General features: G+C 69.7%; 15 protein-coding genes. 7 read left to right on the top strand and 8 right to left on the bottom strand.

Annotated elements, in window-relative coordinates; genetic code table 11:
• Positions 1-3: 3 nt before the first annotated feature.
• From ACFY36_RS34865 to ACFY36_RS34855, 3 genes are read left to right on the top strand one after another with little or no spacing between them, the layout of a single operon-like run.
• Positions 4-552 carry a hypothetical protein gene (locus ACFY36_RS34865; RefSeq protein WP_499750152.1) on the top strand — a complete coding sequence of 183 codons (549 nt, stop codon included), beginning with the start codon at positions 4-6 and terminating at the stop codon, positions 550-552.
• Positions 549-1,661: a M23 family metallopeptidase gene (locus ACFY36_RS34860; protein ID WP_499750151.1), complete on the top strand. Its 1,113-nt coding sequence runs from the start codon at positions 549-551 to the stop codon at positions 1,659-1,661. Before ACFY36_RS34865 ends, ACFY36_RS34860 begins: the two co-directional genes overlap by 4 nt.
• On the top strand, positions 1,661-2,260 hold the full coding sequence (locus ACFY36_RS34855; RefSeq protein WP_499750237.1) for a hypothetical protein: 600 nt from the start codon (positions 1,661-1,663) through the stop codon (positions 2,258-2,260). The genes ACFY36_RS34860 and ACFY36_RS34855 overlap by 1 nt, the downstream gene beginning before the upstream one ends.
• A 1-nt stretch (position 2,261) precedes the next feature.
• Here ACFY36_RS34855 and ACFY36_RS34850 read toward each other — a convergent pair whose 3' ends face one another.
• A complete protein-coding gene (locus ACFY36_RS34850) occupies positions 2,262-2,819 on the bottom strand; it encodes a hypothetical protein (RefSeq protein ID WP_499750150.1) in 558 nt (185 codons plus the stop codon).
• Positions 2,820-3,076: 257 nt separating this feature from the next.
• On the opposite strand from ACFY36_RS34850, the gene ACFY36_RS34845 reads away from it, so the two are divergent.
• Both ACFY36_RS34845 and ACFY36_RS34840 read left to right on the top strand, forming a co-directional pair.
• The gene (locus ACFY36_RS34845; RefSeq protein WP_499750149.1) at positions 3,077-5,506 is read left to right on the top strand and encodes an FtsK/SpoIIIE domain-containing protein; all 2,430 of its coding nucleotides are present in this window, start codon (positions 3,077-3,079) and stop codon (positions 5,504-5,506) included.
• On the top strand, positions 5,503-6,180 hold the full coding sequence (locus tag ACFY36_RS34840) for a hypothetical protein (RefSeq protein WP_499750148.1): 678 nt from the start codon (positions 5,503-5,505) through the stop codon (positions 6,178-6,180). Before ACFY36_RS34845 ends, ACFY36_RS34840 begins: the two co-directional genes overlap by 4 nt.
• A gap of 3 nt (positions 6,181-6,183) precedes the next feature.
• Here the strand turns inward: ACFY36_RS34840 and ACFY36_RS34835 are convergent, their stop codons facing one another.
• Positions 6,184-6,639, bottom strand: coding sequence for a MarR family winged helix-turn-helix transcriptional regulator (locus ACFY36_RS34835; RefSeq protein ID WP_499750147.1), 456 nt, complete (start codon positions 6,637-6,639; stop codon positions 6,184-6,186).
• A gap of 64 nt (positions 6,640-6,703) precedes the next feature.
• Between ACFY36_RS34835 and ACFY36_RS34830 the strand changes: the two genes are divergently transcribed.
• A complete protein-coding gene (locus tag ACFY36_RS34830; protein WP_499750146.1) occupies positions 6,704-7,201 on the top strand; it encodes a carboxymuconolactone decarboxylase family protein in 498 nt (165 codons plus the stop codon).
• Here ACFY36_RS34830 and folE read toward each other — a convergent pair.
• The 6 genes from folE to dacB all read right to left on the bottom strand — a co-directional run bounded on the left by folE (position 7,188) and on the right by dacB (position 14,221).
• Positions 7,188-7,835: a GTP cyclohydrolase I FolE gene (gene folE / locus ACFY36_RS34825; RefSeq protein WP_499750236.1), complete on the bottom strand. Its 648-nt coding sequence runs from the start codon at positions 7,833-7,835 to the stop codon at positions 7,188-7,190. The genes ACFY36_RS34830 and folE overlap by 14 nt on opposite strands.
• On the bottom strand, positions 7,832-9,847 hold the full coding sequence (gene ftsH, locus ACFY36_RS34820; protein WP_499750145.1) for an ATP-dependent zinc metalloprotease FtsH: 2,016 nt from the start codon (positions 9,845-9,847) through the stop codon (positions 7,832-7,834). Before ftsH ends, folE begins: the two co-directional genes overlap by 4 nt.
• Positions 9,848-10,138: 291 nt before the next feature.
• Complete coding sequence (gene hpt, locus ACFY36_RS34815; RefSeq protein ID WP_498692893.1) at positions 10,139-10,714, bottom strand: phosphoribosyltransferase; 576 nt, start codon at positions 10,712-10,714, stop codon at positions 10,139-10,141.
• A 138-nt stretch (positions 10,715-10,852) separates the two neighbouring features.
• Positions 10,853-11,782, bottom strand: a complete 930-nt coding sequence (gene tilS / locus ACFY36_RS34810) for a tRNA lysidine(34) synthetase TilS (RefSeq protein ID WP_499750144.1) — start codon at positions 11,780-11,782, stop codon at positions 10,853-10,855.
• A complete protein-coding gene (locus tag ACFY36_RS34805) occupies positions 11,783-12,844 on the bottom strand; it encodes a zinc-dependent metalloprotease (protein WP_499750143.1) in 1,062 nt (353 codons plus the stop codon).
• Between the two features lie 99 nt (positions 12,845-12,943).
• Positions 12,944-14,221, bottom strand: coding sequence for a D-alanyl-D-alanine carboxypeptidase/D-alanyl-D-alanine endopeptidase (gene dacB, locus ACFY36_RS34800; protein WP_499750142.1), 1,278 nt, complete (start codon positions 14,219-14,221; stop codon positions 12,944-12,946).
• A gap of 396 nt (positions 14,222-14,617) precedes the next feature.
• Here dacB and ACFY36_RS34795 point away from each other — a divergent pair, with 396 nt between their 5' ends.
• The gene (locus ACFY36_RS34795; RefSeq protein WP_499750141.1) at positions 14,618-14,872 is read left to right on the top strand and encodes a hypothetical protein; all 255 of its coding nucleotides are present in this window, start codon (positions 14,618-14,620) and stop codon (positions 14,870-14,872) included.
• The last annotated feature ends 1,272 nt before the right edge of the window (positions 14,873-16,144 follow it).

The raw sequence follows: 16,144 nt of genomic DNA, 5'->3' as shown, positions 1-16,144 counted from the left end.
CTCATGCCCCGGTCTCTCGAACTCGGCCTCAACCGGATCTTCCGATCGCGGTGGGGCGTCGCCATCGTTCTCGCGGTCATCGTCCTGGCGATCGTCGGGCTCGGTCGCCTGTTCGCCGGCGACGACGACTCGGCGCAACCGCCGCTAGGCGCGGGTTCGCCCGCGCCGGCGGTCAGCGTCGACCCGTCCGAGGACGACAGCATCGTCGACACGGCGCCGCCACCGCGCCCGTCCACCAGTCCCGGGAGGGCTCAGCCCGAGGCCGTCGCCTACGCCTTCGCGTCGGCCTGGGCCGACCACCAGAACATCACCCCGAAGGCCTGGCGCGATCAGCTGCTGCCGAACGCCACCAAGAAGCTGGCGAACGAGCTCACGGGCGTGGACCCGGCGGGCGTGCCGGCCGACCGGGTCGTCGGACGGCCGAGCCTCGTGCCGGTGAGCGCCACCGTGGTGAACGCGGTCGTCACGATGGACTCGGGCAAGCTGAGCCTCCGCCTGATCTCGCCGGACGGTCACTGGCTGGTCGACGGCATCGACTGGGACTCGGCGTGAGCGTTCCGCGACGCCGAAAGATCGTCCTTCTCGTCGCCCTCGGGGCGACGCTTGTTTTGCTGTGCTGCGGAGGCAGCGTCACGGCCCTGCTGGTCGGCGGCCTCACCGACGAAGGCAGCAAACTCAACGTCGCGATGGGCTGCGGCAAGGGTGGTCCGGTCGACCCCGATTCCAAACTTCCGCGAGTACGTCCGTACGGCGCCACGCAGATGCGCAACGCGGCAGTCATCATCAACGTGGGCGCGGACCTGAAGATGCCGCCCCGGGCGTGGGTCATCGCCATCGCCACTTCCATGCAGGAGTCGCGGCTCACCAACCTCGGCAACCTCGGTGCGCGGAACGATCACGACTCGCTGGGCCTCTTCCAGCAGCGGCCGAGCACCGGCTGGGGCACGCCGACCCAGGTCATGGATCCGGTCTACTCGGCCACGAAGTTCTACCAGAAGCTCAAGACGATCCCCGGCTGGGAGACGATGGCGCTCACCGAGGCCGCCCAGAAGGTGCAGATCAGCGCGTACCCCGACGCCTACGCCAAACACGAGCCGCTCGCGACTCAGATCGTGAACCAGCTGGCCGACGGCGCGGCCAACGCAGTCGGCGGCTCACTCGCCATGGTGTGCGCGTCAGGCAGCCAGATCGCCGCTTCGGGCTGGACCCTTCCGGTCGGCGCGGTCGTAGGGTCCGGCTTCCGCAGCGCTTCACGCCCCAACCACCAGGGCGTGGACCTGATCATCGGGCGGTACACGCCGATCGCCGCCGTCGCGAGCGGCATCGTCTCCATGGTGAAGTGCGACGAGGACCACAATGGACGCCGAACCTGCAACTCGGACGGCTATCCGGGCAAGGGTGGCTGCGGCTGGATGGTGGAGATCCAGCACGCCGGCAACATCATGACGAGGTACTGCCACATGGTGCAGCGGCCGTTCGTCAAGGAGGGACAGGAAGTGACAGCGGGCGAGATCATCGGCCGTGTCGGCACGAGCGGCAACTCTTCCGGCCCTCACCTGCACTTCGAGGTCCACCTCAACAACGACCGGTCCAGCGCCGGCGCCATCGATCCCGTAGCGTTCATGCGAACGCAGGGAGCACCGCTGGGAGGTGCGGGATGATCGGCGGACCGATGCCCGATCCCTTTGCCGGGCCCGACGGCTCGCTGGAAGCGCCGCGGCCGATAGTGCCCACTCCCGCGGCCATGAGCGGATCGCTACGGGGCAAGCGCGTCCTGATCGGCCTGCCGGGCCACGGCTGGCGAGGTGACCTGCGGTCGGACGAGAAGGTCGTCCAGGGCAGTCGCACCTATGTCCCGGTCATGCAGGAAGGCGAGTGGTATCGGGCCGAGGCCGAGCAGACCGAGGTGTTCGCGCCCCTCATTCCGGTCGAGCGAGTATGGGTCGAGGATTACGGGATCAGCGGGCTGACGCCAGCCATCACGGATGTGACGTCGAAGCTGGTATCGCTCGACGAGCCGTCCCGTAGAAGTCCCGCCAAAGCCCTCGATGCCGCACGGCTCACCGGCCTGCGCGTCGTACGCATGCTCGACTCCGGCAAAGAAGAGCGCGATCTGCGAGCCGTCACCGAAATGCACACAAATAATGACGGCGACATCTGCGTTCGAGTAGCTCCTGAGCTGGAGTGGTACCGCTGGGCGTGGAGCGGACGAACACCACGGACCCTCGAGGTACCAGTGCATTTGCTTTGGTTGGAGTAGTTCAGCTCAGTTCGGTCGCACCACAGACGCGCCAGCCGCCTTCGTCCACCACGCGGAAGCTCCAAGGCTCACTGACACGACCCGATGAGTCTGACGCCGTCTTCACCAAGTCTGTGTTCACTTCGCCAGTGGAGCCGCTCATCTGAACGGTGAAGGTTGACCAGCCGACATTGATTCCCACCGAGAACTGCTTCTCACGGGTGAGGATGTCGGCGCGATAGTCGGCGATCTCTTGGAAGTTTCCGCCGCTTTTGCATTGATAAAGCCGTGCTCTGTCATCGTCCCGATTGACGAGATAGGCCCGGAGAAAGTTGTCTACGACGGCATCGGGCTCCGCGCGGTCGATCTTCGTTTCCTCGTCGTACAGAAGGACGAAGACGCCCACGCCGCCCAGGCACAGCAAGGTGAGGATTCCGGCGCCCACTGCCAACCACAACCGCCGCCTGGGGTTGCGGGGCTTTTGCGGCTTCTCCTGAGCCTCGGGATTCACTCCGCCGTCCGGCTGCTTGGGCGGCTCGGGCGGCGGCATCGGTCCGGTTGCGGGCTCCTGCGGCTGCACACATACGACAGTAGTGCCTCGTCACCCGTAACCGCCCTCTCGGCTACCCAGTGGCACAAGCCTCGCGACTCGGGCGGCCACCCCGCACCGGGAACGCGATGCCCGGCTCGCTCTGGGATAAGTTTTATCCGCACACACAGGAGGTGAGAGCGGTGTCTGATCCGGCTTCGCGGGCCCATCAGGCTGCCGCTTTGCATCGGCAAGCGGCGGCCGTCGCCGATGCCGCCACCGCTGTGCTCGATGGTGACGGTGCGGCCATGCCCGATCCGCTTGAGCAGCATCGGCTTGTCGAGGAGCTTCGGATCGCCGCCGCCGCCCTCGCGCCGGGGTGGCTCGGAGCACCCCTGGAAGCCCAGTCGTTGAACACCCCCCTCGGCGGTGTCTACCCGCCGCAGTTCGTGCGTCTCGGAGCCGCTCAGCCGCTCGACGACGCCCAGTTCCCGGCCCTCGTGCCCCTTCTGGGCACCGGGCATCTGACCATCGACGCCACCGCGACCGATTCCCGGGTTTTCGGGCTTCTTCGTTCTCTTCTTGTACGGCTTCTCGCCGCCGCCCCGGCCGGCTCTCTTCTCGTTCGGGCCGTCGATGGTGTCGGGGCCGGCGAGGTTTTCGCGCCCTTCGCCGTTCTGTGCGACGCCGGCCTGATGTCTCCTCCGGCCACCGATCGGCAAGGGCTGCGTGATGTGCTCGCCGAGGCCGAGAAATGGCTTCGGCCCGGCCGTGGGGTCGCTCCCCGGCGCAGCCGCCGTGACCGGATGATGCTTGTCGTCATCGCCAGCCTGCCCGAGCTGACCGAGGGTGAGGAGTTGCGCCGCATCGCCGCTCTCGCTCAGCAGGGGCCCGATTCGGGGCTCCACCTGATCGTCGGCGGGTGGCCGCCTCCCCCGCTCACCGCCGAGACCACTCAGGCGCCACTGCCCCGTACGACGATGGTCTCCGTCCGTAATCCTTATGCCGTCATCGGTGATCCGCCCGGGGCCACCTACGGGTCGATCCCCAGCGTGTCCTGGCTCAACGCCCCGGTCTTCCTCGACGAGGACCCTCCGCCCCATCTGGTCGAGGCCGTCTGCCGGGAGCTCGCCGCCCATTCCGCCGCCGCCTCGCGGGTGACCCTGTCCGATCTTCTTCCCGAGCCGGGCGAGGAGTTGTGGTCCGGTGACGCCGCCGAGGGGTTGAGCACCGTCGTCGGCCACGACGGCGATACGCCGTTGGCCCTGCGGTTCAACGACCTCACTCCGCACTGGATGGTCGGTGGCCGGTCCGGCGCCGGCAAGACCGCCTTCCTGGTCAACGTCCTCTACGGGCTCGGCGCCCGCTACAGCCCGGCCGAGCTCTCGCTCTATCTGCTCGACTTCAAGGAGGGCGTGACGTTCGCCGAGTTCGTGCCGACCCGGCGCGACCGCACCTGGCTGCCGCATGCCCGGGCCGTCGGTGTCGAGGCCGATCGGGAGTACGGCCTGGCCGTGCTCCGCGAGCTGGACGCCGAGATGACACGGCGCGCGGCCGCCTTCGAGCGGGCCGGTGTTTCCCGATTCGCGGAGCTGGGAGCGGACGGCAAAGCGCCCCGCATCCTCTGTGTCATCGACGAGTTCCCGGTGCTTCTGGCCGGCGCCGACCCGGTGGCCGTCGAGGCCGCCGCCCTGCTCGACTCGTTGACCCGCCGAGGGCGTTCGTACGGCATCCACCTGATCCTGGCCAGCCAGAACGTTCAGGTGCACGGTCCGCGCGACTTCTTCGGCCAGTTCCCGGTGCGCATCGCTCTGCCGGGTGGCGGCGACGTTCTCGAGCCGGCCAACGATTCCGCGGCCGGTCTGCCGCTGGGCACCGCCGTGGTGAACACGGCCGGTGGCCTCGGCGGCCCGCGGGGTGCCACCCGGGGTCACGAGCGGATGGTCCGCTTCCCCGACCCGCACGCCGACGAGGAGCTGCTCAGCGACCTGCGGCACAGGCTGTGGGGCGCCCGCGATCCCGAAGCGCAGCCGCCGCGCGTCTTCGCCGGTTACGCGTCGCAGCATCTCGCCGACGACCCCACCTATCGGGCCGCCCTGGCCGGTCGCTCGCTGCGCCCGGCCGCACTGGTCGGCCGGGCCCTCGACGTCAATCTCTCCACCGCCGCGTTCCCGCTCGACGCCTCGCCCGGGCGTCATCTGGCCATCTTCGGCACGCAGGCGGCCGGCTCCGAGGTGCTCGACGCGGCCGCCCGCAGTGTGGCGGCGTGCCACCAGCCCCGTACCACCCGGTTCGTCATCGCCTCGCTGGTCGCCGAGGGTGACCGGCTCGCCGAGGCCCTCGCCGCCGAGATCGGCCATCGGCAGGAGGTCGTCATGGTGGACGCGGCCGGCCTGGCAGCCGAGCTCGATCCGGCCCGGCCCGGCTACCGGGTGGTCTTCGGCATGGACGCGACGCCGCTCAACGGCCTGCCCGGCCTGCGGGGTCTGCTGCGGGACGGCCCCGGCCACGGCGCGCATCTGCTCTCGTGGTGGCGTGATCCGCGCCGGCTGGCCGAGGAGGCGTACGAGATCGCCGGTCTGCTCTTCTTGAATGTGCCCGCGGCCGAGGTGGCGGCGATGGTGGGGCGGCCGCTGGAGTGGCAGCCGCGCCCCAACCGGGCGTTGCTGCACGACCGCCACGCCGATCGGACGGTGACGCTCGTGCCGTTCCTCGAGCCGGACGGGGACGAGTCGTGACCGATCAGCAGACCAACGCGATCCCGGCTCAGGCGACGCCGCCCGCGCCGGGTCCGTGGGCCGACTACCTGGCCGCCGCGCAACGGCTCGACGCGGTCCGCCGGGCCGCGAGCTCGGCCTCGGGCGAGCATCAGGCCGCGGCTGCGGCCGCGGGTCAAGAGCTTTCGGTGGTACGAACCCAGCTCGCTCACCAACAGGCGCGTCTGGGCGGGGAGCTCGGCATTCCCCTGACCGAGCTCCGGCCGACCCAGGCCGACCTCGATGTGGCCGCGCAGGCCGTGGCCGGCGGTCCGGCCGCCGCCCTGGCCGCGCTCCAGCAGGCCCGGCGGACGGCCGACACCGCCGAGGCGTTGCTGACCGGCCCGGCGCCGAGCCGGCCGTGGCGCCCGTGGGCCCGCAACCTGCTCGTGTACGGGCCGTTCGCGGTGGTGGTGCTGATCGTGCAGATCGCGCTGTACCTGGTGGCCCCGCCGGGCTCGGTGTCGAACCTCGCGCTGCTGTGCGGCCTGAGCATGCCGCTGGTGGCGTTCGGGCTGGGCTGGGCGACGGTCGGCTTCGTGTGGGGCGGCGGGCCGGACGGTGTCGACCGCACCCCGATCGTCGGCGCGATCGCCTGCCTGACCCCGGTGCTCCTGACCTGCATGGGCGTCGGGCTCGCGTCGTTCTTCAACTGAGAATCAACTGAGCCATCCGGGCACATCCACCGGGAAGATCGGTCCGGAAACCACCGTACGCAGCGACGACTCGATCAGCTCGACCCGGTCCGGGCCCAGCTCGGCGACCCAGCGGGCCCGCAGCTCGTCGAAGATCTCGGCCGACTGGGCCAGCGAGTCGACGCCGCGAGGGGTGAGCCGGATGAGCTTGCGCCGGGCGTCGGCCGGGTCGTCCACCCGCTCGACGTAGCCGAGAGCCTCCAGCCGGTCGACGGTCTTGCCGGCGGCCTGTTTGGAGACGCCGAGACGGCGGCCGACCTCGCTGGCCGAGGCGCCCCGCACCCCGATCGCCTGCATCGCGAAGCCATACGCGGGACGCACGTCGGGGTGGCCCCGCCGGGCGAGTTCGGCGTGCAGGTCGTCGATGAGCGTGCGGAAGCCGGCGAACAGCAGCAGCGGCAGCTCGTAGCCCTCAGCCATTGGCAAACTCGACAACCTGGTTTACGGTTTCGACAACCACGTTGTCGATCCTATCGGAGTCGAGATGTTCATTCAGCACACCCTGGAGTCCGCACCGGCCGCGTCCCGCCCGCTGATCGAGGCCACCGTCGAACACCTCGGTCACCTGCCCGACGAGGTGTCCCGGCTCGCCGAGTCACCCGAGATGCTGGGCGGGTTCCTGCACGTCAGCGGCCTCTTCGAGGCCAGCACGCTCGATCCGCTGTCGCGGGAGGTGGTGGTCATGACGATCGCCGCCCGCAACGGCTGCCGGCTCTGCCTGTCCATGCACACCGGGCGGCTACGCCAGCTGGGCGCCGCACCGGAGCTGATCACGGCGCTGAGAGAGAAACGCGAGTTGGCCGATCCCCGGCTGGAGGCGTTGCGGGCCTTCACGCTGGAGGTGCTCGCCTCGGCCGGCGACACCCCGGTCGAGGGCTTCCTCGCCGCCGGCTACACCCGGCGCAACGCGCTGGAGGTGGTGCTGGGCATTGGGACGTACACGATGTCGACCCTGGCCAACCGCATGGTCAGCGTGCGTTGATCAGGGCCATGGCCTCGGCCCGGATCTTGGCGTCGTTCTGGAACGCGCCGCGGACGGCCGAGGTGACCGTACGGGCGCCGACCTTGCGGATGCCGCGCATCTCCATGCAGAGGTGCTCACACTCGAGAACCACTATCGCGCCGCGGGCGTCGAGCCTCTCCATCAGCAGATCTGCTATCTGCGACGTGAGGCGCTCCTGCACCTGCGGGCGCCGGGCGTAGACCTCGACCAGGCGGGCCAGCTTGGAGAGGCCGGTGATACGGCCGTGGGTGCCGGGCACGTAGCCGATGTGGGCCACGCCCTTGAAGGGGAGCAGGTGATGCTCGCACATGCTCATCACTTCGATGTCGCGGACCAGCACGAGCTCTTCGTGGTCGGCCTCGAAGGTGGTGGAGAGAACCTGGGCCGGGTCGACCCGCAGGCCGGCGAAGAGCTCGGCGTAGGCGCGGGCGACCCGGGCCGGGGTGCGTTCCAGCCCGTCCCGGTCCGGGTCCTCACCGATCGCGATGAGGATCTCCCGGACCGCCTTCTCGATCCGCCCGAGGTCGACGGACTGCTCGACCGGCGTGCCGGTGAGCTTTCCGTCGACCAGACGGGCGGCGAGATAGTCGAGGGCGTCGTCGTCGCTGATCAGTTGCTGCTTTCCGGGGCGCTGCCGTTCGGGTTGGAACCGATCGCAGCCTGACCGTCCGCTACGGCCTGAGCCTTGAGCTTCTCGCGCTCGGCCGGGGTGAGCACCGGGGGCGCCTCGGACGGCATGCGCTTGCCGAAGCCGTTGAACGGCGACATCGGCGGGCGCTTGACGACCCGGGCACAGATGCGGTCCATGTCCTCGCGGGTGATGGTCTCCTTCTCCATCAGCTCGAGGACCATGCTGTCGAGCACGTCGCGATATTCGACCAGGATCTCCCACGCCTCGTCGTGCGCCAGCTCGATGAGCGCGCGCACCTCGGCGTCGATGTCGGCCGCGACCGAGTCGGAGTAGTCGCGCTCGTGGCCCATGTTGCGGCCCATGAACGGCTCGTCACCGCTGGTGCCGTACTTGACCGCGCCCAGCTTGGAGCTCATGCCGTACTGCGTGACCATGGCCCGGGCCAGACCGGACGCCTTTTCGATGTCGTTGCCGGCGCCGGTGGTGGGCTCGTGGAAGACGAGCTCCTCGGCGGCCCGGCCACCCAGCGCGTAGGCCAGGGTGTCGATCATCTCGGCGCGGGTCTGGGTGTATTTGTCCTCGGTCGGCAGCACGAGCGTGTGACCCAGCGAGCGGCCACGCGGAAGGATCGTCACCTTGTGCACCGGGGCGGAGTGCGGCAGCGCGTACGCCACCAGCGCGTGTCCACCCTCGTGGTAGGCGGTGATCTTCTTCTCGTTGTCGCTCATCGCCCGGGTGCGCCGCTCGGGACCGGCGATGACCCGGTCGATCGACTCCTCGAGGAACTCGTTGGAGATCGCCCGCTTCTCGTTACGGGCGGTCAGCAGCGCGGCCTCGTTGATGACGTTGGCCAGGTCGGCGCCCGAGAATCCGGGCGTGCGGCGGGCCACCGAGTCGAGGTCGACGTCGGGCGTGAACGGCTTGCCCTTGGCGTGCACGCGGAGGATCTGCTTGCGACCCTCCATGTCCGGGTTGTCGACCGCGATCTGCCGGTCGAAACGGCCGGGACGCAGCAGCGCCGGGTCGAGGATGTCGGGCCGGTTGGTGGCCGCGATCAGGATGACCCCGCCCTTGGTGTCGAAGCCGTCCATCTCGACGAGCAGCTGGTTGAGCGTCTGCTCACGCTCGTCGTGACCGCCGCCCATGCCGGCGCCGCGGTGGCGGCCGACGGCGTCGATCTCGTCGACGAAGACGATCGCCGGCGCGTTCGACTTGGCCTGCTCGAACAGGTCGCGGACACGGCTGGCGCCCACACCGACGAACATCTCGACGAAGTCGGAACCGGAGATGGAGTAGAACGGCACACCAGCCTCGCCGGCGACGGCGCGGGCGAGCAGCGTCTTACCCGTTCCGGGCGGGCCGAACAGCAGCACGCCCTTCGGGATCTTGGCGCCGAGAGCCTGGTATTTCGCCGGGTTCTGGAGGAAGTCCTTGATCTCGTGGAGCTCCTGGACCGCCTCCTCGGCGCCGGCGACGTCGGCGAAGGTGGTCTTCGGCGTGTCCTTGGTGATCATCTTCGCCTTGGACTTGCCGAAGTTCAGCACCCGCGAGCCGCCACCCTGCATCTGCGACATGAACAGCAGCAGCAGGATCACCAGGATGGCGATCGGCAGCAGGTTGATCAGCAGACTGAAGAGGATGTTGTCGCCCGAGACCGTGGCGTTGATCGTGCCGGTGATCCGGCCCGCGGTCTTGGCCTCCTGGACCTCATTCCAGATCGTCTGCGTGACCTCGTACGGGTACTGGGTCTCGATCTTGTCAGTGGTCTTGCCATCGAATCGTTCCGGCGATGCGAGGTCGATCTGGAGCGTCTGCTCCTTGTCCTTCTGAACGACCTTCTTGATGCCGGGCTGATTGAGGCGCTCGAGCGCCACCGAGGTATCTACGCGCTGGTAGCTCGGACCACTGGTGAAGAACGAGCTCAGCGCAATCACGCCGATGATCACCAGAATGATCCAGACCACCGGGCGGCGGAAGAAACGCGTACGTTCCATACTGTTGTCGGGCGCCAAGCGCCCGGACCCTCCTGATCGGCGTCCTGGTCACCTCAACGGTGCCGCCCACGGCGGCTGCCGGAGCGATACCCCGCCTGATGACGGTGAATCATCCCGGCCCTCCGGCGCTTGTGACACTGCGCCATCGGTCACTCGACGGTACACCGTGGGTGCCGGTTGCGAACCCGTGAGCCCGCTGGCCGGACACCTCCCGGTCCTCGCCCGTTCAGCGAGGTATCGCAGCAAAACCGCCCATAAAGACGGATTTCTGAGAAGAGGCTGAGAAACGGTTCAGCTACGGGCGTAGACCTCGGGCCGCAGCACACCGACGTACGGCAACTCCCGGTAGCGCTCGGCGAAGTCCAGGCCGTAGCCGACCACGAACTCGTTCGGGATGTCGAAGCCCACGTACTTCACCGGAACCTGCACCTTGACCGCGTCCGGCTTGCGGAAGAGGGCGACCACCTCGACGCTCGCCGCCGAGCGCGACTGGAGGTATTTCATCAGCCACGACAGCGTGAGACCGGAGTCGACGATGTCCTCGACCACGACCACGTGCCGGCCGGTGATGTCGCGGTCGAGGTCCTTGAGGATGCGCACCACCCCGGAGGTCGTGGTGCCCTGCCCGTAGGAGGAGACCGCCATGAACTCCATCTCGGTGGAGGGCCCGTGGTGGCCGAGCGCCCGCGCGAAGTCGGCCATGAACATGACCGCCCCCTTGAGCACGCAGACGAGCAGGATGCCGCCGTCCGCGTCCGCGTGGTCCGCGGAGACCTGTTTCGCCAACTCGGCGATCTTTTCCCGGATCTGCTCCTCAGAGATGATCACGTGGTCGATGTCGGCGTCGTACCAGGAGCCATCAGCCATGGCACCAGCGTGCCGCATGAAGGTTGCCGCCCGCCGCACGGGGCGGCGATCAACTCGGACGGAACCGCTGGAAAACACCCAGTTCGGGTCGGTAGTACCGGCGAATCGGACATCGCGAGTGACGACTCTCACAGGCGGTCAGGGCACTCGAACGAGTGCTCCCCGGTCGCGGGCCACCTGAATGCCACCAGGGAGGTGCACCGGCCCCTGACCGCGCCAGGCGGTGACGAGCGCGTCGAGCGCCTCCACGTGCCGGTGCGACAGCGCGCCACCGGGCGCACCGAGCCGCAGCGCCCAGGAATGCAGAACCCGCTTCCGGATAGCCGGCATCAACGCGGACAGCGCCTCGACCGACATATCCAAAAAATCCGCAGCGATAGCATCTAATGCCTCGTTGTCTTGCCCGATTTGTCCGGCAGAACGCGCCAAATTCGCCACGACAGCGGGCCCCAGCGCCTCGACAAGAGCCGGAAGAGCCGACCCCCGCACCCGCGAACGAGCGAAGGAGGGGTCCGAATTGTGCGGATCCTCCCACGGCGCCAGGCCCAGGGCCGCACAGGCCTTCCGCGTATCGGCTCGCGCCACATCCAGCAGCGGCCGCAGAAAGATCCCCTTCACCGCCGGCATCCCGGACAGTCCTCGGGGCCCAGCTCCCCGAGCCAGCGCCAGAAGAACAGTCTCAGCCTGGTCGTCCCGGGTATGCCCGAGCAGCACTCCCACCGCCCCGTGCCGTTGCGCCGCCGCGGTCAGGGCTTCATATCGGGCCGTACGCGCCGCCGCCTCCGGCCCACCCGGCCGTCCGCCGACGGAAACGGCAGCCACTTCGACCGGGAAAAATCCGGATTTCTCCGCCCATAGGGCGACGTGGGCCGCTCGCTCCGACGACCCCTCCTGGAGCCCGTGATCCACAGTCACGAGCCCCACCTCAGACCCGACGAATCGGGCGGCGGCCGCCAGGGCCAGCGAATCGGCTCCCCCGGAACAGGCCACCAGGACCAGGCCGGAAGCGGGCAGAGCCCGCCGCACGGCGAGCCGCACCGCGGCCACCGAGGGTGGGATCCGCGCCATCTACCCCCCGATCGCCGGCTGCGAGCCGTGCACCCGGGTCACCCACGCGTCCGGGTCGCCCAGCTCGTCGAGCCGGGGCAGGGTCAGCGGCGAGTCGAAGATCTTGTTGAAGCCCTCCATGCCGACCCGCTCGACCACGCCGTGCACGAACTTGCGGCCCTCCGCGTACTGCCGCATCTTCACCTCGATGCCGAGCAGGCGGCGGATCGCCTTTTCCAGCGGGTTGCCGCTCTCGCGGCGGCGGTTGAACTTGGCCCGGATCGACTCGACGCTCGGGATGACGTCGGGGCCGACGCCGTCCATCACGAACTCGGCGTGCCCTTCGAGCAGCGTCATCAGCGCGGTCAGCCGGTCGAGCACGGCTTTCTGCCCCGGTGTCTGCACGATGTCGAGCACCGAGGAGCGCGACTCGGGGTCGCGCAGCGCGTCGGAGAGGGTGGCCACGCCGCGGCGCATGCGCTCGAGGATGTGCTCGGTGCTCTGCGACGCGTCGACGAAGGCCTGCACCTCGCCGAGGAAGTAGCCCCGCATCCACGGCACGGCCGTGAACTGGGTGCGGTGGGTGACCTCGTGCAGGCAGACCCAGAGCCGGAAGTCGCGCGGGTCGGCGCCGAGCTTGCGCTCGACCTCGACGATGTTCGGCGCGTTCAGCAGCAGCTGACCGGGGTTGCCGGAGAACACCTCATATTGCCCCAGCACTCGGCCGGAGAGATAGGCCAGGATCGTGCCGGCCTGCACGCCGGTGACCCGCGAGCCGATCGCGTCGGCCAGCCCGCCCGGCTGCTTGTCGCCGGACAGCCGGGTGACCAGCGGAATGATCACCTGTTTGAGGCCCTCGATGTTGGTCGCCGCCCAGTCCTTGCGGTCGACCACCCGCACCGGCGGCACCTCGATCTGCGAGCTCAGTCCCGTATAAGCGGCGACGTGTCCCGCCGCCTCGTCGGTGAGCGCCCGCAACTCGGCGACCACCGCCATCGCATCGTCGTAGGAGACCGCGGGCCCGGATTTCGACAGCGCGCCAGCGGTCGCGGCGGCCAGATCCCAATCAACGAACTGCGCCATGCACCCCACCGTACCCGCGGATTTCCAGCACCCACCTCAGGAAAAACCCCCCATCCGACCGCCCCACCGCCGCCCTTGACCGGACTGAAGGCTTTTTGACTAGCACCCGCACGAAACGAGACGTGCCGGGACCTTGTCGAGCGCCGCCCGCGCCGTCACAGCGTTCCCGGACCCGCTGGCCATGATCGCGAAGACCAGCAACCGCCCCTCCTCGGTGGTCACCACCCCCGCCATCGTGTTGACCCCGCTGAGCGTGCCCGTCTTGGCCCGTACGACCCCCTGGCCGATCCGGTTCGCCTGCGGCGCCACGAAGCGCTTGGTCATGGTCCCCGACCATCCGGCCACCGGCAGCCCACCGAAGACGCTGCTCAGCGCCGGCTCCTGCCCACTGGCGGCCAGGGACAGCAGCTGGGTCAGCATGGTCGGGCTGATCCCGTTGTTCCGGGAGAGCCCGCTCGCGTCGTACAGATCCGCCTCGTCCCCCGGAAGCCCCAGGTCGTCCATCTTCTTCACGATGGCGTCGGTGGCGGCGTCGAACGTCGCCGGCTGCCCCGCCGCGAGCGCCACCTGCCGCCCGAGCACATCGGCCATGGTGTTGTCGCTCTGCTCCAGCATCCAGTCGGTGAGCTGCACCATCGGCGGCGACTGGACCACACCGAGCTGCTGGCCCGCCGCCGGCGCCTTACCCCTCTTCACGGTCGTCGCCGGCACCCCCAGCTGCTTCGCGAACGCCTTACCGGCCGCGATCGCCGGATCCGGATAGCGCGGATCCCCGCCGAACTCGTTGTGCACCGGCTTGATCCGCCCCGCGTTGGTCATCAGCGACTGGATCCGCGACACCTGCCCGCCGGGCGAGATGTCGGACGAGTCCCACCCGACCGCCGTCTCGGGCCCACTGAACAACGAGGTATCGATGGTCACCTTGGTCGGCTTGACCGCACCCAGCGCCTTCTTGACCTGCGCGGCCAGCTGATCGAGCCGAGCCGCCCCCGGGAACTGCCCCTTCGCGCCCACTGACAATGACGGATCCCCACCACCGACCAGAACGACCTCACCCGGCGCGCTCCCCGCCACGGCCCGGGTGCTCAGCCGATAGGCGGCCCCCCGAGCCGACAGCACAGCCGCCGCGGTGAGCAGCTTCGTCGTGGACGCCGGCGTGGTCATGGTGTCCGCGTTCCGCGCGTAGAGCACCTGCCCCGAGGCCACATCCAGCACGCGGACATGCACCTTGTTCCCCAGCGCCGCCGACCCCACGAGCGGATCGAGCGCCTTCTTGACCCCGGCCGCCGTCAGAGCCGTACCTCCACCATCGGCCGCCGCCAACACCGGCGTAGGAGCAGCTTCCGGCGTGGGCGCCGCCGTCGTAGGCGGCGCCACAGTCGGCTCAGCTCCCAGCCATCCGTCAACAGGCCCCGGCCGAACGATCCCCACGACTCCGGCGAAGACCACCAAAACCGCTAAAACCGCAAAGACCCATTTTGTACGCGTCCTCCGACCACCACCGGGCTCTTCGAGGCGAGGTCCGTCGTTGGTCCCGGCCGTAGGGCCGGCTGCGGGCTGACCTGCGGGCTCACGCACAAAGGCCCGAGCTTCGACGCCGCCCCCACCGGCTTTGAGCTCCCCACCACCGGCCACATGCGTCGCCAGATCAACGGTCGCCCCGCCGGGCCCACCCGCGACAACTTGCGTCACATCAGCACCGGAGGAAGAGCCACTCCCGGCGCCCGACGGCTTTCCGCCATAGACGTTCCCGCCCGGCGCCGGCCCTTCCGCTTGCTCGACAGCACCCGCCTTCGGCCCGCCGTAGACGCTTCCACCGGCCGCCTTCTCACCCTGCCCAGCACCGCGCAGAGCCGGCCCGGCGACCTGAGCCGGCCCGGCGACCTGAGCCGGCCCGGCGACCTGAGCCGGCCCGGAAGCCTGAGCCGGCCCGGCGACCTGAGCCGCACCACCCGGCCGACCCGCAGCCGCCTCCGGCTGGGTGGCGCTGCCGTAAAGACCCGTTTCCAAGGGCCGCTGCTGGACTGAGGGCCCCCCATAGACGCCACCGGCGGGCCGAGTGGCCTGGCCAGCACCGTCAGGTCCGTGATCGCCGCCTGTCCGTGCAGCCCCGCCGGGCCCACCCGAACCTGCCCGCGGCCCAGGCTGACCATCAGCGCGCGCCGGCCCGCCGTAAACGCCACCCCCACGAGCCCCGTCCGGAGAGATCAGATCACCGAGCGCTTGCGCCGCACTACCGAAGACACCAGCGTCCGCCGCCGCCCCAGAAGGCGCGGCACCGCCCACCTGACCCGGCGCGCCGTAGAGACCCGGCCGCTCCCCGGAGGAAGGCCGCCCCCGATCGCCCGCCGATACCACCTGACCGCCGGCGGGAGTGTTTACCGCCCCGCCATAGACACCACCGGCACGCTGACTTTCTTGACCGGCACCCCCAGCCGGGCCATCTTGCCCCGGCGCCACCCGAGGGCTCTCTCGACCGGCCGCCGCCCCAGAGCCCTCTCGACCGGCCGCCCCAGAGCCCTCTCGACCGGCCGCCGCCCCGGAGCCGTCTCGACCCGACGACGCTGCAAGCTGCCCGGCCGGGCGATCCTTTTCAGCGCCGTCACCTTGACTGCCCGCGGTCGGCCTCCCATAGACGCCACCGCCGCCCGGAGTTCCCGCCGGGTTCTGGCCGCCAGAAGGCTTTTGATCGTTCACGCCGGGGCCCGCGCCCTCAGCGGCCGGCCTGCCGTAGACACCGGGCGCTTGGCCACCCTGCCTTGATCCACCTTGATGCTGGCCGTCGAGTCGACCACCCGGCGTGGGCAGATCGGGCTGCCGAGAGGCGTTGGCCGGACCTCCTTCTCCGGAAGCGCCCGGTGAAGCCTGGCCGTAGACATTGCCGGCCTGGGCCTGGGCCGGCGCCGATCCACCGGCTGGTGGCAGATTCCCCGGCGCTGTCGACCAGGGGCCTTGACCTCGCTCTACCGGAGCAGCAACCGGCTGTTCCGCACTCGCCGACCCACTCGGCCGCCCCGACCGACCTCGATCACCCGCACTTGCCACCTGCTCGAACCAGCCACGGTCCGCGGGGTCACCAGGCTGCCCGGAGCCGCCCGCATGCTGCTCCCCGGGCCCAGAGCCCTCACCCCGCTCGAACGAGGGTCCGTCAGGCCGCCCCATCGCAGATCCGCCTGACCCCGCGGACGCAGAACCGCTCGGCCGCGCAGGCTCGGCGTTGTCAGAATCGGGCCGCACCGGCACGGACTGGCCAGGACGGTCGGCCGCGGCGCCACGCGGCTCGGACACGGTGACCTGCTG

The sequence above is a fragment of the Actinoplanes sp. NPDC000266 genome, assembly GCF_042899005.1.
GTDB lineage: Bacteria > Actinomycetota > Actinomycetes > Mycobacteriales > Micromonosporaceae > Actinoplanes.
This window is presented reverse-complemented; position numbering and strand designations above follow the sequence as displayed.